Source organism: Paraclostridium tenue, from assembly GCF_039521565.1.
GTDB lineage: Bacteria > Bacillota > Clostridia > Peptostreptococcales > Peptostreptococcaceae > Paraclostridium > Paraclostridium tenue.
Window position 1 is genome coordinate 45140 of record NZ_BAAACP010000007.1, and the last position, 21551, is coordinate 66690.

General features: G+C 26.2%; 24 protein-coding genes. 3 read left to right on the plus strand and 21 right to left on the minus strand.

What is annotated here, in order from left to right; all coding sequences use genetic code 11:
• Positions 1 to 129: 129 nt before the first annotated feature.
• Positions 130 to 1323, minus strand: a complete 1194-nt coding sequence (locus ABFX13_RS06890) for a pyridoxal phosphate-dependent aminotransferase (RefSeq protein ID WP_346044229.1) — start codon at positions 1321 to 1323, stop codon at positions 130 to 132.
• Positions 1324 to 1572: 249 nt separating this feature from the next.
• On the opposite strand from ABFX13_RS06890, the gene ABFX13_RS06895 reads away from it, so the two are divergent.
• Positions 1573 to 2415, plus strand: coding sequence for a sulfurtransferase (locus ABFX13_RS06895; RefSeq protein WP_346044231.1), 843 nt, complete (start codon positions 1573 to 1575; stop codon positions 2413 to 2415).
• Positions 2416 to 2477: 62 nt separating this feature from the next.
• Here the strand turns inward: ABFX13_RS06895 and ABFX13_RS06900 are convergent, their stop codons facing one another.
• Both ABFX13_RS06900 and ABFX13_RS06905 read right to left on the minus strand, forming a co-directional pair.
• The gene (locus ABFX13_RS06900; protein ID WP_346044233.1) at positions 2478 to 2768 is read right to left on the minus strand and encodes a hypothetical protein; all 291 of its coding nucleotides are present in this window, start codon (positions 2766 to 2768) and stop codon (positions 2478 to 2480) included.
• 87 nt (positions 2769 to 2855) lie between these two features.
• Entirely contained in the window at positions 2856 to 3662 is an 807-nt protein-coding gene (locus ABFX13_RS06905; RefSeq protein ID WP_346044235.1) for an AAC(3) family N-acetyltransferase, read from the minus strand.
• 183 nt (positions 3663 to 3845) lie between these two features.
• Between ABFX13_RS06905 and ABFX13_RS06910 the strand changes: the two genes are divergently transcribed.
• The gene (locus ABFX13_RS06910) at positions 3846 to 4040 is read left to right on the plus strand and encodes a zinc ribbon domain-containing protein (RefSeq protein ID WP_346044237.1); all 195 of its coding nucleotides are present in this window, start codon (positions 3846 to 3848) and stop codon (positions 4038 to 4040) included.
• A gap of 36 nt (positions 4041 to 4076) precedes the next feature.
• On the opposite strand, the gene ABFX13_RS06915 is transcribed toward ABFX13_RS06910, so the two are convergent.
• From ABFX13_RS06915 to ABFX13_RS06990, 16 genes are all read right to left on the minus strand, one after another.
• Positions 4077 to 6341: a xanthine dehydrogenase family protein molybdopterin-binding subunit gene (locus ABFX13_RS06915; RefSeq protein WP_346044239.1), complete on the minus strand. Its 2265-nt coding sequence runs from the start codon at positions 6339 to 6341 to the stop codon at positions 4077 to 4079.
• On the minus strand, positions 6342 to 6791 hold the full coding sequence (locus ABFX13_RS06920; RefSeq protein ID WP_346044241.1) for a (2Fe-2S)-binding protein: 450 nt from the start codon (positions 6789 to 6791) through the stop codon (positions 6342 to 6344). It lies immediately after the preceding gene.
• Entirely contained in the window at positions 6785 to 7576 is a 792-nt protein-coding gene (locus ABFX13_RS06925; protein WP_346044244.1) for an FAD binding domain-containing protein, read from the minus strand. Before ABFX13_RS06925 ends, ABFX13_RS06920 begins: the two co-directional genes overlap by 7 nt.
• 234 nt (positions 7577 to 7810) lie before the next feature.
• Entirely contained in the window at positions 7811 to 9160 is a 1350-nt protein-coding gene (locus ABFX13_RS06930; RefSeq protein WP_346044246.1) for a uracil-xanthine permease family protein, read from the minus strand.
• 194 nt (positions 9161 to 9354) lie between these two features.
• Positions 9355 to 9516 carry a hypothetical protein gene (locus tag ABFX13_RS06935; protein ID WP_346044248.1) on the minus strand — a complete coding sequence of 54 codons (162 nt, stop codon included), beginning with the start codon at positions 9514 to 9516 and terminating at the stop codon, positions 9355 to 9357.
• 23 nt (positions 9517 to 9539) lie between these two features.
• A complete protein-coding gene (locus tag ABFX13_RS06940) occupies positions 9540 to 9722 on the minus strand; it encodes a hypothetical protein (RefSeq protein WP_346044250.1) in 183 nt (60 codons plus the stop codon).
• 85 nt (positions 9723 to 9807) lie between these two features.
• Positions 9808 to 10845 carry a lysylphosphatidylglycerol synthase transmembrane domain-containing protein gene (locus ABFX13_RS06945; protein WP_346044252.1) on the minus strand — a complete coding sequence of 346 codons (1038 nt, stop codon included), beginning with the start codon at positions 10843 to 10845 and terminating at the stop codon, positions 9808 to 9810.
• Between the two features lie 122 nt (positions 10846 to 10967).
• Complete coding sequence (locus tag ABFX13_RS06950) at positions 10968 to 11615, minus strand: peptidylprolyl isomerase (protein ID WP_346044254.1); 648 nt, start codon at positions 11613 to 11615, stop codon at positions 10968 to 10970.
• A gap of 193 nt (positions 11616 to 11808) precedes the next feature.
• The gene (locus ABFX13_RS06955) at positions 11809 to 12843 is read right to left on the minus strand and encodes an acyltransferase family protein (protein WP_346044256.1); all 1035 of its coding nucleotides are present in this window, start codon (positions 12841 to 12843) and stop codon (positions 11809 to 11811) included.
• A gap of 18 nt (positions 12844 to 12861) precedes the next feature.
• The gene (locus tag ABFX13_RS06960) at positions 12862 to 13674 is read right to left on the minus strand and encodes an alpha/beta hydrolase fold domain-containing protein (RefSeq protein ID WP_346044259.1); all 813 of its coding nucleotides are present in this window, start codon (positions 13672 to 13674) and stop codon (positions 12862 to 12864) included.
• 65 nt (positions 13675 to 13739) lie between these two features.
• Positions 13740 to 14369 carry a DUF4397 domain-containing protein gene (locus ABFX13_RS06965; protein ID WP_346044261.1) on the minus strand — a complete coding sequence of 210 codons (630 nt, stop codon included), beginning with the start codon at positions 14367 to 14369 and terminating at the stop codon, positions 13740 to 13742.
• Between the two features lie 264 nt (positions 14370 to 14633).
• Positions 14634 to 14930, minus strand: coding sequence for a hypothetical protein (locus ABFX13_RS06970; RefSeq protein WP_346044263.1), 297 nt, complete (start codon positions 14928 to 14930; stop codon positions 14634 to 14636).
• 173 nt (positions 14931 to 15103) lie between these two features.
• Positions 15104 to 16060 (minus strand): alpha/beta fold hydrolase, encoded by a 957-nt coding sequence (locus ABFX13_RS06975; RefSeq protein ID WP_346044265.1) that lies wholly within the window; start codon positions 16058 to 16060, stop codon positions 15104 to 15106.
• Between the two features lie 175 nt (positions 16061 to 16235).
• A complete protein-coding gene (locus ABFX13_RS06980; RefSeq protein ID WP_346044267.1) occupies positions 16236 to 16454 on the minus strand; it encodes a hypothetical protein in 219 nt (72 codons plus the stop codon).
• Positions 16455 to 16652: 198 nt separating this feature from the next.
• Entirely contained in the window at positions 16653 to 17462 is an 810-nt protein-coding gene (locus tag ABFX13_RS06985) for a Cof-type HAD-IIB family hydrolase (protein ID WP_346044270.1), read from the minus strand.
• Between the two features lie 110 nt (positions 17463 to 17572).
• Complete coding sequence (locus ABFX13_RS06990) at positions 17573 to 18166, minus strand: DUF3793 family protein (protein ID WP_346044272.1); 594 nt, start codon at positions 18164 to 18166, stop codon at positions 17573 to 17575.
• Positions 18167 to 18595: 429 nt separating this feature from the next.
• Here ABFX13_RS06990 and ABFX13_RS06995 point away from each other — a divergent pair, with 429 nt between their 5' ends.
• The gene (locus ABFX13_RS06995; protein ID WP_346044274.1) at positions 18596 to 19672 is read left to right on the plus strand and encodes a M24 family metallopeptidase; all 1077 of its coding nucleotides are present in this window, start codon (positions 18596 to 18598) and stop codon (positions 19670 to 19672) included.
• A gap of 60 nt (positions 19673 to 19732) precedes the next feature.
• On the opposite strand, the gene yiaY is transcribed toward ABFX13_RS06995, so the two are convergent.
• Together yiaY and moaC are read right to left on the minus strand one after the other, a co-directional pair.
• A complete protein-coding gene (gene yiaY / locus ABFX13_RS07000; protein ID WP_346044276.1) occupies positions 19733 to 20902 on the minus strand; it encodes an L-threonine dehydrogenase in 1170 nt (389 codons plus the stop codon).
• A 175-nt stretch (positions 20903 to 21077) separates the two neighbouring features.
• Positions 21078 to 21551, minus strand: coding sequence for a cyclic pyranopterin monophosphate synthase MoaC (gene moaC / locus ABFX13_RS07005; protein WP_187005566.1), 474 nt, complete (start codon positions 21549 to 21551; stop codon positions 21078 to 21080).

Below are 21551 nucleotides of genomic sequence, written 5' to 3' on the forward strand. Positions count from 1 at the left end.
TCATATCAAATCTATTCAAAAAATTAATTCTTATACTACTCTATAAAACTGTACAAGATACATATTTTGCTATATCATAGTATTTTCATAATTAAAAAGACTTATACAAATGTATAAGTCTTTTATAATTTACTTATTTAAATTTAAGTAAGCTTCTAATCCTTCTTTTAATATCTTAGCAGCCTTAGATAAGTCTTCTTTGTTTAATATGTAAGCAAGTCTTATCTCATCAACTCCAAGACCTTCTGTTTTATAGAATCCTTCTGCTGGACAAGGCATTACAGTTTCTCCATCTATTTCAAAATCACTTAGCATCCATTTAACAAAATCATCAGCACTTTTTACTGGTAATTTAGCAACTATATAAAATGCTCCTGTTGGTTTTTTACATATAACTCCAGGTACTTTTATAAGCTCATTATATAATACATCTCTTCTTTCTCTGTATTCTTCATTTACTTCTTTTAAATAAGAGTTTGGAGTTTTGTAAAGTTCTACCGCTCCAACTTGTTCTAATGTAGGAACTGATAACCTAGCTTGACAAAGTTTTAATATTTCACCCATAAATTCTTTATTTTTAGAAGCTAGTGAACCTATTCTAGCTCCACATGCACTATATCTCTTAGATACACTATCTACTATTATAACTCTATCTTCTACTTCTTTAACATTACCTAAGCTAGTATATTCACCCTCATAAACAAACTCTCTGTAAACTTCATCTGCTATTATCCATAAATCATTTTCCTTAGCTATATCAGATATCATTTTTATCTCTTCTTTAGTGTAAACTACTCCAGTTGGATTTCCTGGATTTGAGAATAATATAGCACGAGTATTTGAATCTATTTTAGATACGATTTCCTCTTTATCAGGTAAATGGAATCCGTTTTCTGCAAGTGTAGTTATAGGTTTTATTTCAACTCCAACTGCATTTGCAAAGCTGTTATAGTTTGAGTAAAATGGTTCAGGTACTAATATATTGTCCCCTTCATTACATAATGTTATCATAGTGAAAAATAAAGCTTCACTACCACCATTTAATATTAATATATCTTCTATATCAAAGTTTATATCATATTCTTTATAATACTTTTGTATAGCTTCTCTAAGTTCTGGTAACCCTTCTGATAAAGCATACTCTAATACGTTTTCCCTGTCATTAGATATAGCTTCAAAAAAGTTTTCTGGAGTCTTTATATCCGGTTGCCCTATATTTAAATGATATACTTTTTTTCCTTGTTTTTTAGCTTGTGCTGCATAAGTTAATAGCTCCATTATAGTTGAAGCTTCTACTGATTTTATTCTTGAAGAAAATTTCATCTCTTAACCTCCTAATTGTCACGAATAGTATCTTGCTGTATTTAGTATACAAGGTTTCTTTTCTTGTAAACATTCTAACACATTATCCCAATAAGTTAAACGTTTTTTTAGAAATCTAAAAAAGTTATTATTTTCAGTATTTTAAGTAAATTTTATAATGTATTGAAATTTCTTCAATCTAAGTATATATTAATTAGGTAATGGTATGAAAACCATTACCTAATTAATATATACTTAGGAGGAAATTTTATGACAAACTTAGTTGATGCTAAATGGTTGAAAGAAAATTTAAATAATGAAAATTTAGTTATAGTCGATTGTAGATTTGATTTAATGGATAAAGAATATGGAAAAAGAAGTTATGAAAAAAATCATATAAAAGGTGCAGTAAGAGTAGATTTAGAAACTGAACTATCTAGTGAAGTCAAAACTCATGGTGGTAGACATCCAATCCCTGATTCAGAGAACTTAAAAAATACATTTGAAAACTTAGGTATAAGCAATGATTCTTTAATAGTTTGTTATGATGAAGGTGATTTAGCTGGTCCATCTAGATTATGGTGGATATTAAAGTATTTAGGCCACAGTGAAGTTTATGTATTAAATGGTGGAATAAATGAGTTTATAAAAATTGGCGGTAATACTGATGATAAAATACCTAATGTTAAAAAAGGTTCTTTTGAAGTTAAGGTAAATGACTCTATGAGAGTTGATATGAATTATGTAAAAGAAAGATTATATAAAGATGGTGTAGCTATAGTTGATTCTAGAGATCATAAAAGATATTTAGGAGAGTTTGAACCAGTTGACAAAAGAGCCGGTCATATTCCTAGTGCCTTAAATTACTTTTGGATGGATATATTAGATAAAAAAGATGATAGTTTTAAATTAAAATCTGTAGATGAACTAAAAAGACACTTTAGTAAATTAAATGATTATAATGAAGTCATAGTTTACTGTGGTTCTGGTGTAACAGCTTGTCCTAATAGTTTAGCACTTAGTGAGGCAGGTATTAAACATAAGCTTTATACTGGTAGTTTTAGTGACTGGGTAAGCTATGATGATAATAAAGTTAATACTACAGAAATATAATAAATAAAAAAACTATACGAAAATTTAAATTTTCGTATAGTTTTTTTATTTTTATATAGTATTTAAACTTTTAATGCTTCTCTTTGTGCATCCTTTTTATCCATATATTCATTTAACTTTTTTTTAGCTATATATTCTATATCTTCATAACTCATATTATTTTGTTTGTTTTTCACTATCTCTAAACCTATTTCTAGTAATTCTTTATCTGTAAATTTATTTTGTATGTATTCTTCAATTCTAGGTATATCCTTATCTTCTATATTTTTGTAAACTTTACTCATTGCAACTAGACTATTAAGTAAATTAAAATCATCTACTATACTTAGTTTACTTAAATCTATATTTTTCATTAATATCCCCCATTTCCCTATATTATTATAAGTATAACATAAATTTAACCATTTCTATATCTTAATTCCCATAATTTTCATAATCTTTTAACTTTTTTGTGATAAAAATTTTGTTGCAAAATCTACACATTCTCTTTGAGAAAATAGCTTACAATTAGCATTGCCTATTTTATAATTTACAACTTTATAATTTTTTTCAAATAACTCTCCTATGTACCCAAAACCATCAGAATCTAATTCCAAATCATAAAACTCTTTCCAAATTCTTTTACCATTCTCAAATATAGGAGCTCCAGATATAAATTTTTCTCTACATTCACTTCTATATTCACTTAAATGAAACGATGTATTATTATCATATGGTACTCCAAGTAATAATACATATGCATCTAAATCATATAGTCTAGCAATTGGTGAATTTTCTGACAATCCATATTCTAAACTATGATTTTCAATTATAAAATTTTTATCCTTGCCATAAGCACTAAATGATACTTGTGGATGGTAACTTCTCTTAACTCCTTCATATTTAATAAAAGTCTCGGCTATTATTCCCATACCTCTACATGGAGTTGTTTTTGGGTTAAATGCTGGCATCTCTTCTCTAATAATTTCATACCATTCTTTTGGTACTTCAGGATTGCACCAATAAGAAGGCTCAGAGTAATCTCCACTATGACTAGGCATAACTATATTTCCATCTTCTCCTATAACCTCTATAAGTGCATCTATAACGGCTATAGGTCCTCCACAAACCCACCCTATAGAACTAAGTGATGAGTGAACTATTATGGTCATCCCTTTTTTAATACCAATACTTTTAAAATCTTTTATCAATGAATTTTTAGTGTATGCTCTATGACTTGACTTAACTACATCATGTTCTCTACTCATAATATCCCTCTTTTCAATTTATATAAAATTAAATTTGAAGATATGTATTTATTAGAATTTTATATACTACAAATTTATCTACAATCCTCTATTTTATCTTTTAATTATATGTAACTATATTGAAACCAATTACACAAATATATAGTTTATAATTATTTTAACAATTATTTAGGGGGTAATCATATGAAATGTCTAAGATGTAATACTGAAATTAAATTCTTAAAAGAGTATAGATTTGATTCACAAGAAGCTAATAGAGGTTTTTTTAAAGCTATATTTGACGTTGAAGAACACTTAATGTTTGAAATATATGTATGCCCTAAATGTAAGCATACAGAGTTTATATATACAGGTAAATCTACTTGGATTGACTGTTAATAAAAAAGTTAGGATGTATATCCTAACTTTTTTATATTATTTATTCATTCCTAAAAATACTTTCTCAGGTGTTATAGGTAGTTTATTTACCCTAACTTTGCAAGCATTATAAACAGCTTCTTGTATAGCTGGTAATGGTGTATTTATAACTACCTCTCCTACAGATTTAGCTCCAAATGGGCCTGTTGGCTCATGAGTTTCTACAAAATCAACTATTACATTACCAACATCACATCTAGCAGGTATTTTATACTGCATAAATGTATTTGTATCCATTTGTCCATTATCCGTATGTCTAACTTCTTCAAACATGGCCATACCTATACCTTGAACTATTCCACCTTCAACTTGAATTTTAGCTAGTTTTTTATTTATAACTGTTCCGCAATCTACAACTGCTACATAATCTAATATCTTATATTTTCCTGTTTCTATATCCATTTCAGTTTCAACAAATCCTGCTATAAAAGGTGGTGGAGATACTTCACTTCCATGAGAAGCATAACCTATTAATTGCTCTTTTTCTGGGCCAACTGTAAAGTCAACAGCTATATCAAACACAGATATTTTATCGCATTCACTGTGCACATACTCTCCATCAAATTCAGCATATTCTTTATCTATGCCAAGTCTTTTAGCTCCAACTTCGATTATCTTTTCACGAAGCTTAGTAGCTGCTTTGACAACTGCCATACCTGTTACATATGTAGTAGATGATGCATATGAACCTGGATCATATGGAACTACATCAGTATCTGCAGATATAACATTTATTTTCTCCATAGAAGTTTCAAGTATTTCACAAGCCATCTGAGAAAGTATTGTATCACTTCCCGTTCCCATATCTGTTGATCCTATTAATAATGTATAATTTCCATCATCATTTAACCTAATTTCTGCACTGGCAGTATCTATTCCTGCAATACCAGATCCTTGCATAGTAAGTGCCATTCCTACACTTCTAATTTTACCATTATCCATTTTTTTAGAAGGATATTTTTCATCCCATTTTATAAGTTCTTTACCTTTTTTTATACAATTTACTAAATCTACACTATTTAATGTTTTATTATAAGCAAAACTAGTTTCCCCTTCTTTAACTATATTTTTAAGTCTTATTTCAGTTGGATCCATATTTAACTTATGAGCTAAAACATTTATAGTTGATTCTACAGCAAAACATCCTTGAGTTGCACCATAACCTCTAAGTGCTCCAGCTGGCATTTTGTTTGTATATACTACATTACCTTTAAATCTTGATGCAGTTAACTTATTATACATTGGCATAGTTTTTTCTCCAACTAAACCAAATGTAGTTGAAGCATGTTCTCCATATGCTCCTGTATCAGATAATGCATCTATATCTATAACTTTTATTACTCCTTCTTTAGTAGCTCCCATTCTTACAGTTAATTTCATTGCATGTCTACTTGTAGAACAGTTAAAAGTTTCTTTTCTATCATATATTAATTTTGCAGGTTTACCTGTCTTAAGTGTTACTATAGCTGAGAATATTTCAACACAAGCAGTTTGCTTACCACCAAATCCTCCTCCTATTCTCGGCTTTATAACTCTTATTTTACTTGAAGGTATATTTAAAGCTCTAGATAGATGTCTTCTTACATGAAATGGAATTTGAGTAGAACTAACTACTACTAATCTGCCATTATGATCTAAATAGTTATATGCTCTATAAGTTTCCATCATAGCATGGGCTTGAGCTTGAGTATAATATGTTTCTTCAACTACTAAATCACATTTTTCTAATTCTTCTTCTATGTTGCCTTTTTCATATAAGTGTTTTGATACTATGTTTCTTGTTCTTTCCATACCTATATCAAAATTACAGTGGACATCTTCATCATGTACTACTACTTCATTATCTATAGCTTTTTCCATATCTATTACAGGTTTTAAAACTTCATATTCAACCTTTATCATTTTCATAGCTTTTACAGCAGTTTTTTCATCTATTGCCGCAATTATAGCAACTTCATCTCCAATATATCTAACAGTATCTTCAAGAATTAATCTATCATAAGGAGATGGTTCTGGATATGATTGTCCTGCTAGTGTAAATCTATTATTGGGAACATCTTTATAAGTTAAAACACATTCAACTCCATCTATTTTTAATGCTCTTGAAGTATCTATATTTTTTATTTTTGCATATGCATGTGGGCTTCTTAATATTTTCACTACTAAAGCATCTTTAGCTGCCAAATCGTCAGTATAAACTGGTTTTCCTGTAGCTATAGCCATTCCATCTATTTTATGTATTCCTTTTCCAACTATTTTCATTTACTTTACCCCCAGATATCTTTTGATTGCTCTTAATTGTCCCATATACCCTGTACATCTACATAAATTTCCAGTTAAGTAATGTATTATCTCTTCTTCTGTAGGATTGTTAAGTTCTTCTTTCATAGCTAAAACTGTCATTATAAATCCTGGAGAACAAAAACCACATTGTTCTGCGCCTTCATTAACTAAAATTTCAGCAAATTCACTAGCTTCTTTTTCTAATCCTTCTATAGTTGTTATCTCTTTATTTAAAGCTCTAACTGTTAATGTTGCACAAGATAATGTAGGTTTTTTATCTATCCAAATAGAACAAAGTCCACAACATCCTGTATCACAGCCTCTTTTTATACTTAAGTTCCCTAGTTTTCTTAAGCTATCTACTAAATACTCTTCTGGCTCTATATCAAGCTTTCTTAATTTTCCATTTACTTTAAGTTCTACTAGCATTTTGTAACCTCCATGATTGCTCTTTTAACTAATACCTTACTTATTTGTAGCCTATATTCTTTTGATGCTCTCATATTAGAACCAAATCTAATTTCATCTACCATCATATCTAAAGCAATATCAATATTTTTATCATTTATTTCGTTGTTTGATAAAAATCCACTAGCTTTTATTGCTACTTTAGCTCTTTGTGGCCTTGCACCTACACATATTTTAAAGTTATTGTCTATTTTAGATACAGACACATTAAGTATTGGATAATCACTTTTAGCATTTCTCATAGATTTGTAAACTGCTTTTTTATTATTTTTCTTTATATATATTTTAGTTAATATATCTTTTTCGTATCCTTTATTTAAAAACTCATCTAAAGGTATCCTTCCGCCTTTATAAGTTTCAATTTCTGTGTCTAAGCAAAGTAGTGCTACTATTAAATCAGAAAAGCCATACTTTGAGAATACACTCCCACCTACTGTTACTACATTTCTAAATTGAACCCCAATTATATCTCTAACAGCATCTTTTAATATACTAAAATTATTATTTATAATATCACTAGTTTCTAAGCTTCTAAGTGTAGTCATGGAACCTATTTCTACAAATTTTTCATCTTCTTTTATATAATCTAGATTTAAATTTGAAAGTTCTATACCTGTCCCTATTCTTTTATTACCCATTCTCAAAAAAGCTGTTCCTCCAAGGATTTGATTATTCTTCCTTTTAACTAGTATTGAGTAGGCTTCTTCTAATGTGCTTGGCTGTACTATTTCAGTAAGTGTAAACATACTCTTCCTCCCTATTAATTGTCCATTTTATTTATATAATTTTTCATTAATTATAACATACTTAATACTTTTCCTTATATATTTGTTAAAACAAATATATAAGGAAAAGTATTAATAACTATAGCCTAAAAATGTATTTTCATAGAAAAACTCCTAAAATTTATTTTTACTTATATATAAATTAAATTTTAGGAGTTTTTTATATTATTTTACAATTTAATTTTTAAACTTATTTTATGAAACTTGTGTACTAGAATTTCCAACTTCTATTTTAGTTTTTAATTCTGTATCTTCTTTAGGTAATACTATATTTAAAAATATAGCTATAATAGCAACTACTATAAGTCCTGAATCTCCAAATATAAGTTTTATAGATTCTGGCATTTTAGATAATACATCAGGAACTAAAGATAATCCCACTCCAATACCTAGTGCTACTGCAACTATCGTACTGTTTCTGTTATTTAAAGGCTCTGATGTTATAAGCTTTATTCCACTTACCGCAATCATAGCAAACATCATTACACTTGCTCCTCCTAATACACTCGATGGCATTAAAGATATTATAGCTCCAAATTTAGGGAATATTGCAGCTAGTATTAAAAATATAGCTCCTGTTGCAACTACATGTCTATTTATAACTTTAGTCATAGCTATAAGTCCTACATTTTGCCCAAATGATGTAGTTGGCATAGAATTAAATAGTGCTGATATCATACTTCCAAATCCATCAGCCATTACTCCTCCTGATATTTCCTCATCCTTAGCATCACGACCTATTCCAGAATGAGCTATAGCTGTTATATCTCCAACAGTTTCAACTCCTGATACTATAAACATACATACAAATGCAAATATAGCATCTATATGAAATTCAAATCCAAATTGTAGTGGTGTAGGTATAGAAACTAAAGACATTTGAGCTATTTGAGAAAAATCTATTTTACCCATAGGTATAGCTACTATATATCCTACTAAAAGCCCTATTAATATTGATGCAATACTAGTTATTCCTTTTGTGTATTGCTTACAGAATAATACTGTTATTAATACTATACTTCCCAACAATAAGTTAGATATAGATCCAAAATCCCTTGCTCCAACCCCTCCTGCAAAATAATTAATTCCTGTAGGTAATAAAGATATTCCAATTGCTAATACTACAGTACCTGTTACAACTGGAGGGAAAAACTTTCTTATTTTTTTTACATATGTACCAAATAATATCTCAATCATACTTCCAGCTAAGCAAGCCCCTAATATACCTTCATATCCATATTTACTGCCTACTGCAGTTGCAACTGATACAAATCCAAAACTAGTTCCCATAACTATAGGAAGTCTTGCTCCAAACGGTCCTATCCTATAACATTGAACTAAAGTTACCAATCCTGATACTAACATAGCGCATTGAACCAACATAGTTTTATCTTCTAAACTAAGCCCAAGAGCTCCAGAAATTATTATTAGTGGTGTTACATTACCAACAAACATTGCAAGCACATGCTGTAATCCTAAAGGTATAGCTTCTTTTAATCTAGGCCTACCGTCTAATTGATAGATAACTGAATTTTTATCATTCATAAATTAATTTCTCCCCCTTATTTATCGTATATTAATAGTCAAATTAATAATTAATATTCGTGTTTATAAGTTAATTATAACATCTTTTATATTTTTATCAATATAAAACACGAATTTTTTTTTGAATTTTTTAATAAATAATCCGGATTCAAACTAAAAAGCTCTTACATTATAAATATGTAAGAGCTTTTTATCTATTTTTTATTATATATATCGCTTTTTAAATTTTTGCTAACTTGTTCTTTTATGTTATTTTTAATTATTATCTCATGTATAGATGAACTATTACTTAAAATATCTTTTGTATATTGTAAAGCATTATCATATTGTCCTTTTTTAAATCTATTTTCTGTCATATGCTTCACTCCTTAAAATTGATTTAGCATGGAGGAAAAAAATTCTTACTTGCTAATCTATTTCCTAATATATCTGCTATCTTTTTGTTTTGAGATATTTCATTTGCTATTTCTTCTGTACTATTATTTTCTTTTAATAATTCTTTTACTTTTGGATTATTATCTATTTCTTCTTTTTTTATATGAATATTTTTTTTATTGGACATATAATTACCTTCCTTTTTATATCGTTTAATATTAGAATGTCCATAAGATGTTTATTTTAAACTTATAATTTTTTCTATATTTAATCTAACTTGCCTTGCATTTTTTAATTTTATAATGAATTATAATCGTACATATTCCACAAAATAGTAATATAAAGTAATATACGAATATTCCATATATAAACACAGAATATCCTATTAAATTTTTAGGAAATATACCTTTAAAAATTGTAAAAAATGCAATTTCATTTGCTCCTACATTTCCAGGTGTTGGAACTGGTGATACAGCCATATATAAAAAAGCTTGTAATGCTACCATTTGTATAAATGATGCTGAAGTTAAGTTAAAAGATTTGTATATACAATATGCTATACTAAAATGGAAAGTTAATTGAATTATAGTAAGTATAAATACTTTTGTTAAGTTCTTTTTATCTTTTAAAAATAGCATCACAGAATAATAATATTCATCTATAAATTTATCAATATTTTTTCTCTTATTTTCTATTTTTTTTAAAATCTTAATTTTTTTTAATATGTCTAAAATTAAATTAACTATAAATTTAGTTTTTTTAGGATTATATATTATTAAAAATCCAAAACTCAGCATTATTATATTCATAATCATCCCTGTAGATATTAATAGCATTATAGAATTCATTTGATTTTTTAAATAAATACAATTTGTAAGTAATAATACTCCCGTATATACAGTGACTATAGTTTGAAATACTACAGTCTTATTAACTATTACAGCTATTGCTTTACTAATAGGTACATTAAATTTATTGAGTACATAAACTTGCATAGGTTGACTTCCAGACGCTAATGGAGTTACTAAGTTGTAGTATAACCCTATTGCTCCAACCTTAAATCCTAAAAGTTTACACTTTGTATTATGTATAGAATTTAATATTATTCTTATAATATATCCTTCCAAAACTATGTATAATAAAACTAATCCAAACCCTAATAATATGTATTTAAAATCAATTATTTTTATAATATCTGGCAATATACTTATGTCTAATGTAGTTAATACAATATAAGTGGTTAATACTATTAAAAATAATAAAAAGGTATATTGTAATATATCTTTTTGTCTTTTACTTAATATATCCATACTATTTCTCCTAATAATTTAAATTATTCTTCTATAGTATACTATTTATTAATGCATTTTCAATAGTTTTCATATTACTTATATTATGAAATAAAAATAAGGGCATATAAAATGCCCTTGTTTTATTGTTTTATTTTTTCAGTCTTTTTGTATTCAATTCCTTTTGTATCAACTCTAATACTTTCTATAACAACATTTTTAATTGGTTTTTCTTGATTGTCAACTTTTACAACTTCTATTTTATCTACTACATCCATACCTTTTATAACTTTTCCAAAAGCAGCATATTGCTTATTTAAACTTGGTGAATCTTTAGTTACTATAAAAAACTGACTCCCAGCTGAATCTGGATGTTGACTCCTAGCCATAGATAACACTCCTCTTTCATGTTTTATATCATTTTTAAATGCATTGTCTTCAAACTCTCCTTTAATAAAATATCCAGGTCCACCGATTCCAGTTCCTTCAGGATCTCCACCTTGTATAACAAAATCTTTTACTACTCTATGAAATATCAATCCATCATAAAACTTATTATTTGCTAGTTCTATAAAGTTATTTACAGTATTAGGTGCTAAATGAGGATATAATTCAGCTTCTATAATTCCAAAGTCTTTTACTTTTATAGTAGCTATAGGTAATTCTTTTGGAGGATTTAAAGGTTCATTTGTAACTGCCTTACTGCTTATAGCCTCCTTAGAACATCCTATCATTAAACCTAAAGTTATAATAGACATAGCTATTATAATTATTTTAATTATTTTTTTCATATGATTCCCCTTTGTTTACAATTTATATTATATTTTGAATATTATAGCATTTTTGCTTTTTATAATCTATACACTATGTATATTTTTAAATTTACTGTCTAAACTATAATCAGTTATATTGCATTTTAGCAACTTAGCATTTATCATTCTCCTTTTATAAGACGGGTATTTACCCGTCTATTATTTTTGATATTTATATTTTTACAATTTTATAATATAAACTTTTTATTAAATTTAAAATATATCCAAATATATTATTAATAGGATTAAATATAAAATCATATATTTTTTTTACAAATTCCAATGATAGTATAGTAAATATTATAACTGGACTTATAAGTATTATAATATTTGAAATTAAGTTAATATCCCATTTCGGTATAATTCCTAATACAATTACAATTAAATATATATGAAATACATATACATTCATGGTGTTTTTACCATATTTACTATAAAAAACCTTCTTAGATGGCATTAAGCTTATTACTCCCACACTAAGTATAATTGAAGATATATATAATATAATTCTTGATATAATACCTTCAAGCACACTAAGATTATTAGTATCATATGCATGAGAATTGTATAAAAATTTATAATCTATTATTTCATATTTTGCTATATACATAGCTATTATTATAAATATAATAACTATAAAACTCCCAATACCTTTATTAATATTATTCATCTTTTTTAAATAAGTTTCATTTGTGTAATACCCTATAAGAAAAAATGGTAAAAATACTATAGTCCTAGATAGTGATAAAAAATCTTCGCCCATTTTATCTAAACCTATCAATAATCCTAATATAAAACTAATAGGAATTATAAATTTTATATTTGTTATATATTTAAGTGATAGTCTCCAAAAAAATAAGCTAATGAGATACCATAAAGTCCATCCTGGATATACTATAGAAAACATATTTATTCCTGTAGCTAAATATACTCCACTATACCAAAGTGTATTAAAAAATACATAAGGTATTAAAAGTTTTCTAACTATATCTTCATTAGATTTTGTACTTTTTTTAGATAAGTACCCAGATATAAATACAAATAGTGGCATATGAAATATATAAATATATATATATGCACCTCTTAATATGTCATTTTGATTTATGTAGTATTCTATTGTATGTCCAAATACAACTGCAAATATCAAGATAACTTTTAAATTGTCTACAAGATAGTTCCTATTTTGTATATTTTTATATTCTTTCAATTTTATTGCCCCTTTTCTCTAGTTTAAAAAGTCTAAAATTATTTTCGACTCTTTGCTCTCATTCCCTCTTATTATATTTAAAATATTACTATGATACATATTATCTAATAGAACCAATCTAGTTAATTTTGAATTATTAATTTTTTCTATGAAACTAATAGAACACTGAGGGGTTATTAGTGTATCTTGCTTTCCATGTATGCAAAGTACAGGTATTTGTTCATCGCCTTTAATCAAATTAATTGGATTCTTTAAATTAAAATCTTTATTATTTATATAATTTTTTATAATTGCCTTAGCATATCTTTGAGTGCATTTGCTAAAATCTAATACCCCTGATATAGATACAAATTTTTTAAATATATTTCTATCTATATTATATTTTTTATGAAAATATCTATTAAATACTAGATTAGCTGCAAGCTCTCCTCCTGCTGAAAATCCAACAACATATATCTTATCTCTATTTCCTTTAACATATTTATTGCTTAGGAAATGCTTAAACCCTTTAAATATATCATCTATTTGTGCTGGGTATGTAAAATATGGAACAAGCCTATATGAAATTAAAACTACATTATATCCCTTTTTATAAAAAAATTTTCCAACATAAGAATACCTTCTAGGACTACCATGCCACCAACTACCACCATGTACAAAAAATATTATAGGATTATTTTCCTTATAATTAAAAACCCTATAATATTGTCTTTTATGGTTTCCATATTTTATATCTTCACTACATATATCTCCATCCTTTAGATTTGCTTTTACAGTATTGTATATTAAAGGAAATTTAAATAAATTTTCTTTTATTCGATACATATTCATAGTTTGTTTATCTCCTAATTAATTTATATTAAGAAATGTCTCAAATATTTGAGACATTTCTATATTTATTTATTCATATATGTCACTACATCCAAAGATTGTATAATTTCAATATTAGGTATATCTCCAATTACATATATAGTGTATATTTTTTTATCTTTTAATTGTATCTTTTTATTTACTCTTAATTTATTTCTATTTTCATAAATCCCCATATCACTTTCTTTTATATTAAAATCATATATACCACTTGGAACTTGTGCATAATTAGTTCTCTTTCCAAAAGGTATTTCATCTATCATCTTAACATTATTTACTGTTAAATCTATCGGTTCTGTAGTCGGTGATAAATGCGCTATCCTAAACTTTGATTCTTCATTATCTATGCTTTCATTTGGATCTTCAAAAACTGCAAGCATCATCAAATTAGGAAATATCCCTGTTATAACTAGAGTCCCTACATTTCCTCCTGCTATAACTAAATCTTGTTCTAGTATTAGCTTATCTTGATTTCCATATTCATAAACCTTTACAGTATAATCTCCAGGTAATGTAGGCGTATATGGAGTAAACTCCTTATAACCAACATTTAAAAATACTGATATATCATTCATAGATATATCTATCTTATTACTATTTGGTGTAGCATTTAAAATTCTTATATATGATGATTCATTATTAATCCTTACTTTCATATATATCTCCCCTTTATAATAAAAACATAATTTATTATATGTATTTATTATATTATCTGCTACTATAACCCTTAGTAAATATATTACCTGGGTAATAAAACCATTGGTATCACTGTATCTAAGCTATTTTTCTCTTTCTTTTATCATATAGTGATATTTTTTACACTTATAATTGTCATTTGATGTATTTTTTTATTTTAAAATAAAAAAACTTCTATAAATGTATCATCTATAGAAGCTTCAAATTCTTATTTAATTTATTTGCTAATTTGAATTTTTATTTATTGATATTACTCTACTCTTTTTGTTATTATCTTTATTTTTAACTTTGGGTGATTTTCTATTTTTAAATTTCTTAATTAAATTCTCTATCATGTGAACTATGTTGTATTTACGTGCTAGCTCAAATTTACTACAGTATTTCCCTTTGAAGAATATTTCATCTGGTATACCATTTTTATATATTTCACACAAAGGCTTACCATCTTTTAGTTGAACAAGGTTTTTACTTTTTAAAGTATACTTGCATTTGTGACATCTTCTAACTCTAAAGTTTCCCATATTCTTCCCCCCATGAAAATATAATTTAGAAATCCACTCTATAAATATATATTACCATAAAAAAATACTTTTTAGTACAAACTTTGATATTTTAATATCAAAGTTTAAATTGTTTATTTACCAAATATCATATAAATTTAAACTTCTTTATATAAACCAAACTTAAATTTTTACTACACTTCACTACTTTCCATAGTTTTTGATACTATATAATTAAGCCATTCTATAGTATCTTTCATAACTTCTTCTTTATTTATTTCATTTAACATTTCATGTCTTCCACCGCTATATAATTTAAACTTGATATCTTTTATTCCAACTATTTTATAATTTTCATACAACTTAATTATTCCTTTTCCAAATTTTCCAACTGGATCTTTGTCTCCTGCAAATATGTATATAGGTAAATTCTTATCAACCTTATCTATATTATTTATATCTTTAATTTCTTTAAATAGTTTAAATAAATCATAAAAATATCCATTGCTAAAAACAACTCCACAATTTTTATTATCTATGTATTTATTTACTTCATTTTCATCTCTACTTAACCAATCAAACTCAGTTTTATTTGGTTTAAATTTTTTATTAAATCCTCCAAAAGCTATCTTATCTATTAAATATGCCTTATTATTTCTTCCTTTTATACTTATTAAAATTTTTGATAACATCAATCCTATATCTACTTCTATACCGTGTAACCCATTAGTTCCCGAAAGTATAACTCCATCTATTTCTCTACTATAATTCATAATATACTTTTGAGCTGCAAATGACCCCATGCTATGACTAAATAAAAATATAGGTAAATTATCATTTTCTTTCTTAATTATATTGGTTAATTTATATAAATCTTTAACCACACAGTTAAGTCCATCTTTATCTGCTAATTTTCCCATATCATCAATTGACTTTACACTTTTACCATGACCTCTATGATCATTTATATATACTATATATCCATTTTCATTTAAAAAACTAGCAAATCTTTCATATCTTTTGGCTTCCTCTGACATTCCATGTGAAATTTGAACAATCCCCTTTATATTTTCTTTAATTTTAGGCTCATACTTATATACATAAATATCTAAATCTTCTTCCCCTTTAAATGTAAAATTACTTTTTAACATAAACTCCTCCATTAATACTTAATATATTTATCAATATTATATTCTATATAATATTATTATATCATCTATCAATATTTTTTGTTAGTTTTCTAAGTATTAAAATTTAAAATAAAAAACTATATAAAATATTTGCTAAATAAAAAAATTAACAAAATTTTATATAGTCTTTTTTAAATTATATATCCATTTTTCCTTTGTATTCGCCACTTCCATTTTCTATATGACTTTTTCTATTCATAGTTTTTTTACTATATTTAGATTCTCCTTCAGATGCCATTTTTATATTTACTTCTGTATTTTCATATCCATGTATACCTAATTCAGTAGCTATTTCTTCTTTATTGTTATTATAAATTTCAACTTTTCTCAAATTTTGTTTTTTCTTATTAGTCATTTTTTATCTTCCTTTCTAAAGTGTACTTATTTTTATTATGCTTAATTTATTAAATTTAATTCTAATAAATCATGTACAAAAAATACCATTTAACTTATATTTCTATAATCAAGATCTATTTAATAATTTAACTTTAAATTATTTTTATGTAAAATTAAAATCTCACAAAAAAACATAGGTATAAATATACCTATGTTTTTATTTTAAATCTATATTTAATATATTCTTTAAAGCTTTAGCTACTCCATTTTCAGTATTTTTATCAGTTATAAAGTTAGCATTTTCTTTAACTATATCTTCAGCATTTCCCATTGCAACTCCCATACCAGCATACATTATCATAGATAAATCATTATGATTGTCTCCAAAAGTTATAATTTCACTTTTGTCTACTCCTATATATTTAGCTAAACTTTCTACTGCACTTCCTTTATTAACACCTTTTTTCATAATCTCTATATTATCAAAAAAAGACTTAGTTAATTCTATATCTTTAATATTTTTCAATTCCTTTTCAACTTTAGAAAGTAAACTTAAATCATTTTCTATTATTAAAAATTTTAATATATCTTTTTCTTTTATAATTTCTTTTATATTATTACTTTCTATTATTTTTATGTTTAAATCTTCTTGCATTTGATACTTTCTAAGCCATTCATTTATATAAGGAGTAAATATAGTATCATCTGTGAAACATTGATAATATATATTATAATCTTCTAATATATCTATAATATTGGCACATAAATCATATTCTATTTTACTTATATAAATTATGTTTCCATTTTCTTCTTTTATTAAAGCCCCATTACAACATATTATAGGAGTTTTAATGTCTAATTCTCTTGCATATTTTATAGTTGATTCATATATTCTACCTGTTGCTATAGCTACCTTTATACCCTTGTCAGCTACTTTTTTTAATACATTTTTATTTTCATCACTTATTTCATGTTCTCCATTAAGCAAAGTTCCATCCATATCTGTTACTATTAATTTATAAGTCATAATTCCTCCTTAAGTCATGATTTTTATTTATTTTTACATATTCTACATATACCCAATAAATCCTTTATATCATCATAATTTCTATATAAATTAATAGTATGAGTATTTAATTAAACCGCAGCTTTTATAGTTTCTAAAGTATTTAATTCTATAATAGATCTCATTTTTTCTCTATGTTCTAAAAACTTATTATATACTTTATCTGATATTTCAGTATCTCCATATATATTCCAATAATTTATCTTGCTTAATTTATATCTCCCATATCCCATAAAACCTACTACATCTTTAAGTGGATATCCTAAAAATATACCTATTTCATGAGGAAAATCTTTAGTTTTCAATTTTTCTATTAGTTTTTGCATATACATATCTATACTGTACTCTTTTGGATATCCTAAAAATCTTAAAAAACTTAAACACTTTTTATTAATTAAGGCATTATTTAATGCTTCTTTATTTATAAATAAAATTCTTATAGAATCATTATTTAAATTTATAATTTCATACGATATTTTTGAACAGTCTTTAAAAAAACTCTTTATATCTTTTATTTTTTCTCTACCTTTACTATCTTTAGATGAGATATTTATTATTTCACATGGTTTTGACCCTAATATTACTGGTCCTAAAATTTCTAATAACCATTTTATATACGATGAATTTATATTATTTTTACAAGAATAATCACATTTTATAGACATTATAAACCTCCTGGACTGATAATCATTTTCATTTATTATTTATAATACTAACAGAATTGATATTAATTATCAATAAAAACAAAATAAAAATTGATAATTATTTTCATTTGCCTTAATTTATCAATATTATATCTTGTTAATTTATTTGTTTTTAATAATTATTCCTAATTTTTTCGATTTTATGTATAATATAAATTCATATATTTTCTAATAAATTTATATTCTCTTTAATCTATATAATATTTAATTTCTTTTCATCTCTATTTTATATTTCTGGTATTATAATTAACCTGCATCTTATACTATATAAAGAAAATATATTATAATACTTAACATGTAAGTACCTGCAAATTTTTTCTCCATTTGATATTAATTTATGGTAAAATTTAATTGTAGTAAAAATTAACAATTTAAGAGGGAGATGGATATATGAAAACTCAAAGACTAAATGCTGTCCTTGATAAAATGAAAGCAGATAGCATAGATCAAATGTTAGTTAGTGATCCATATGCAATATTTTATTTAACTGGTAAAATGATACATCCAGGAGAAAGACTATTAGCATTATATTTAAATGTTAATGGAAATCACAAAATGTTCATAAATGAATTATTCCCTGTTAGTGAAGATTTAGGGGTTGAAATGGTTTGGTTTAATGATACTCAAAATCCTATTGAAATCATTTCTAAATATATAGATAAAACTGGTACTATAGGTGTTGATAAAAACTGGCCATCAAGATTTTTATTAGCTTTAATGGATTTATGTAAGGAAAATAAGTTTGTTAATTCATCTTACATAATAGATACATTAAGATCTTCTAAAGATGAAGAGGAAAAGGATTTAATGAGAAAAGTTTCTCTTTTAAATGATGAGGCAATGAGTAAACTTAAAGCTTTAATATCTGATGAATTAACTGAAAAACAACTTGCTAATAAGTTATCAGGTATATATGAAGATTTAGGAGCTGATGGATTCTCTTTCTCTCCTATTATAGGTTTTGGTCCTACTGGTGCTGATCCACATGGTACACCTGGAGATAGAAAAGTTAATGTTGGAGATGCTATAATACTTGATATAGGTTGTATAAAAGATCATTACTGCTCTGATATGACTAGAACAGTATTTTATAAAGAAGTTCCTCAAAAAGCTAGAGAGGTATTTGAAATAGTTCTTGAAGCCAACAAAAGAGCTATAGCTTTAGTTAAGCCAGGAGTTAGATTCTGCGATATAGATGCTGCTGCTAGAGACTATATAACTGAAAAAGGATATGGTAAATACTTTACTCATAGAACAGGTCATTCTATAGGTCTTGAATGTCACGATATGGGAGATGTATCTTCTGTTAATACTGATTGCGTTGAAGAAGGAATGATATTCTCTGTTGAACCAGGTATATACTTACCAGGTGAATTTGGAGTTAGAATAGAAGATTTAGTTTTAGTAACTAAAGATGGTCATGAAATTTTAAATCACCATGACAAAGAAATTTGTATAGTTGGATAATTTAAAATAAAAAGACTAGGATGTTATCCTAGTCTTTTTTATTTTAAATATATCTTAATATTAAGCAAATTCAACTTCAGTATCCATTGATTTAGTTAATATATCTTTTATATCTTGATGAGTTGCTGGTATAGGATTAGTTAATCCACAAGCATCTTTAAGTGCATTGTCAGCTAATATATCAAAGTCTTCTTCCTTAACACCTAATTCTCTAAGTCCTAAAGGAATATCTATGTCCTTTGATAATTTTCTTATAGCTTTTATACAAGCTTTTGCTCCTTCTTCTTCATTCATGTTGCTAGTATCTACTCCCATAAACTTAGCAATATCTCTTAATTTATTTTTACTTACTTGTGAGTTAAATACTTGCACTTCTGGAAGTAATATTGCATTACAAACTCCATGTGGTAAGTTATAAAACCCTCCAAGTTGATGAGCTATAGCGTGTACATATCCAAGTGAAGCTGAATTAAATGCCATACCTGCTAAATATTCAGCATAAGCCATCATATCTCTAGCTTCTATATTATTACCATCTTTTACAGCATCTCTTAAATTATTACTTATTAATTCTATAGCCTTTTGAGCACATGCATCTGTAATTGGTGTTGCTGCTTTTGATACATATGCTTCTACTGCATGAGTTAACGCATCCATACCTGTTGCTGCAGTTAAAGTTTTTGGCATACTTACCATTAATTCAGGGTCATTTACTGCAAGTATTGGTGTTACATTTTTATCAACTATAGCCATTTTAACATGTCTTTCTTCATCTGTTATTATAGAAAATACGGTCATTTCTGAGGCAGTTCCTGCTGTTGTATTTATTGATATAAGTGGAAGTTGAGGTTTTGAAGATTTATTTATTCCTTCATAATCTTTTATATTTCCACCATTTGTTGCAACTAAAGCTATACCTTTAGCACAATCATGTGGAGATCCTCCTCCATAAGATATGACAAAGTCACAATTGTTTTCTTTTAATATATCAACACCATCCATAACATTAGTAACTGTTGGATTAGGTTGAGAGCCTGCATAAACTACATATTCTATATTATGTTCTTTTAAAAGATCAGTTACCCCTTTGAATTCTTCACTCTTAGAAGATCTTTTTCCACATACTATTAAGGCTTTTTTAAGTCCTCTAGAAGTTATCTCCTCTGCTATTTTTTTAACACATCCTGGTCCCATTAAACTTACATTTGGCATAAAAAATGTATAACTCATATTGTATTCCCCCTTGATAATATGTTTTTAAACAAATCCTAGTTTGTTTTTTATTTAACACATTTTAATTATATACCATTAAATTCCATTTGTATAGTAGTTTACTCTTTTATAATTTTTATTTTTATATAAAAATAAATGGTATATATTAAAAAATACATACCACAATTAAATTCTATTCATCAATTCTATAATCCCCAGATTTTCCCCCAGTTTTTTCTATTAATTTTATTTCACTTATAACCATAGATTTATCAATAGCTTTACACATATCATATATTGTAAGAGCTGCTATTGACACACTACTTAAAGCTTCCATTTCTACTCCAGTTTTACCAACTGATTTAGTAGTTGCAAATACTTGTATATAGTTTTTCTCTTCATCTATATTAAATTCTAAATCACATCCAACTAAATTTATCTGATGACACATAGGGATATTTATTGGAGTATTTTTAGCCCCCATAATACCTGCAACTTGAGCTACAGATAATACATCTCCCTTTTTTATTCCACCAAATTTAATTCTTTGTATAGTTTCTTTATTCATATATATTTTACATGTTGCTATAGCTTTTCTTGTAGTATCATCTTTACCACTTATATCTACCATCTTAGCATATCCTTTATCATTTATATGTGTAAGCAT

Coding starts and splice junctions, on each gene's coding strand:
- ABFX13_RS06890 (WP_346044229.1), bottom strand. CDS start 1,323: ATGAAATTTTCTTCAAGAATAAAATCAGTAGAAGCTTCAACTATAATG.
- ABFX13_RS06895 (WP_346044231.1), top strand. CDS start 1,573: ATGACAAACTTAGTTGATGCTAAATGGTTGAAAGAAAATTTAAATAAT.
- ABFX13_RS06900 (WP_346044233.1), bottom strand. CDS start 2,768: ATGAAAAATATAGATTTAAGTAAACTAAGTATAGTAGATGATTTTAAT.
- ABFX13_RS06905 (WP_346044235.1), bottom strand. CDS start 3,662: ATGAGTAGAGAACATGATGTAGTTAAGTCAAGTCATAGAGCATACACT.
- ABFX13_RS06910 (WP_346044237.1), top strand. CDS start 3,846: ATGAAATGTCTAAGATGTAATACTGAAATTAAATTCTTAAAAGAGTAT.
- ABFX13_RS06915 (WP_346044239.1), bottom strand. CDS start 6,341: ATGAAAATAGTTGGAAAAGGAATACATAAAATAGATGGAATGGCTATA.
- ABFX13_RS06920 (WP_346044241.1), bottom strand. CDS start 6,791: ATGCTAGTAGAACTTAAAGTAAATGGAAAATTAAGAAAGCTTGATATA.
- ABFX13_RS06925 (WP_346044244.1), bottom strand. CDS start 7,576: ATGTTTACACTTACTGAAATAGTACAGCCAAGCACATTAGAAGAAGCC.
- ABFX13_RS06930 (WP_346044246.1), bottom strand. CDS start 9,160: ATGAATGATAAAAATTCAGTTATCTATCAATTAGACGGTAGGCCTAGA.
- ABFX13_RS06935 (WP_346044248.1), bottom strand. CDS start 9,516: ATGACAGAAAATAGATTTAAAAAAGGACAATATGATAATGCTTTACAA.
- ABFX13_RS06940 (WP_346044250.1), bottom strand. CDS start 9,722: ATGTCCAATAAAAAAAATATTCATATAAAAAAAGAAGAAATAGATAAT.
- ABFX13_RS06945 (WP_346044252.1), bottom strand. CDS start 10,845: ATGGATATATTAAGTAAAAGACAAAAAGATATATTACAATATACCTTT.
- ABFX13_RS06950 (WP_346044254.1), bottom strand. CDS start 11,615: ATGAAAAAAATAATTAAAATAATTATAATAGCTATGTCTATTATAACT.
- ABFX13_RS06960 (WP_346044259.1), bottom strand. CDS start 13,674: ATGAATATGTATCGAATAAAAGAAAATTTATTTAAATTTCCTTTAATA.
- ABFX13_RS06965 (WP_346044261.1), bottom strand. CDS start 14,369: ATGAAAGTAAGGATTAATAATGAATCATCATATATAAGAATTTTAAAT.
- ABFX13_RS06970 (WP_346044263.1), bottom strand. CDS start 14,930: ATGGGAAACTTTAGAGTTAGAAGATGTCACAAATGCAAGTATACTTTA.
- ABFX13_RS06975 (WP_346044265.1), bottom strand. CDS start 16,060: ATGTTAAAAAGTAATTTTACATTTAAAGGGGAAGAAGATTTAGATATT.
- ABFX13_RS06980 (WP_346044267.1), bottom strand. CDS start 16,454: ATGACTAATAAGAAAAAACAAAATTTGAGAAAAGTTGAAATTTATAAT.
- ABFX13_RS06985 (WP_346044270.1), bottom strand. CDS start 17,462: ATGACTTATAAATTAATAGTAACAGATATGGATGGAACTTTGCTTAAT.
- ABFX13_RS06990 (WP_346044272.1), bottom strand. CDS start 18,166: ATGTCTATAAAATGTGATTATTCTTGTAAAAATAATATAAATTCATCG.
- ABFX13_RS06995 (WP_346044274.1), top strand. CDS start 18,596: ATGAAAACTCAAAGACTAAATGCTGTCCTTGATAAAATGAAAGCAGAT.
- yiaY (WP_346044276.1), bottom strand. CDS start 20,902: ATGAGTTATACATTTTTTATGCCAAATGTAAGTTTAATGGGACCAGGA.
- moaC (WP_187005566.1), bottom strand. CDS start 21,551: ATGCTTACACATATAAATGATAAAGGATATGCTAAGATGGTAGATATA.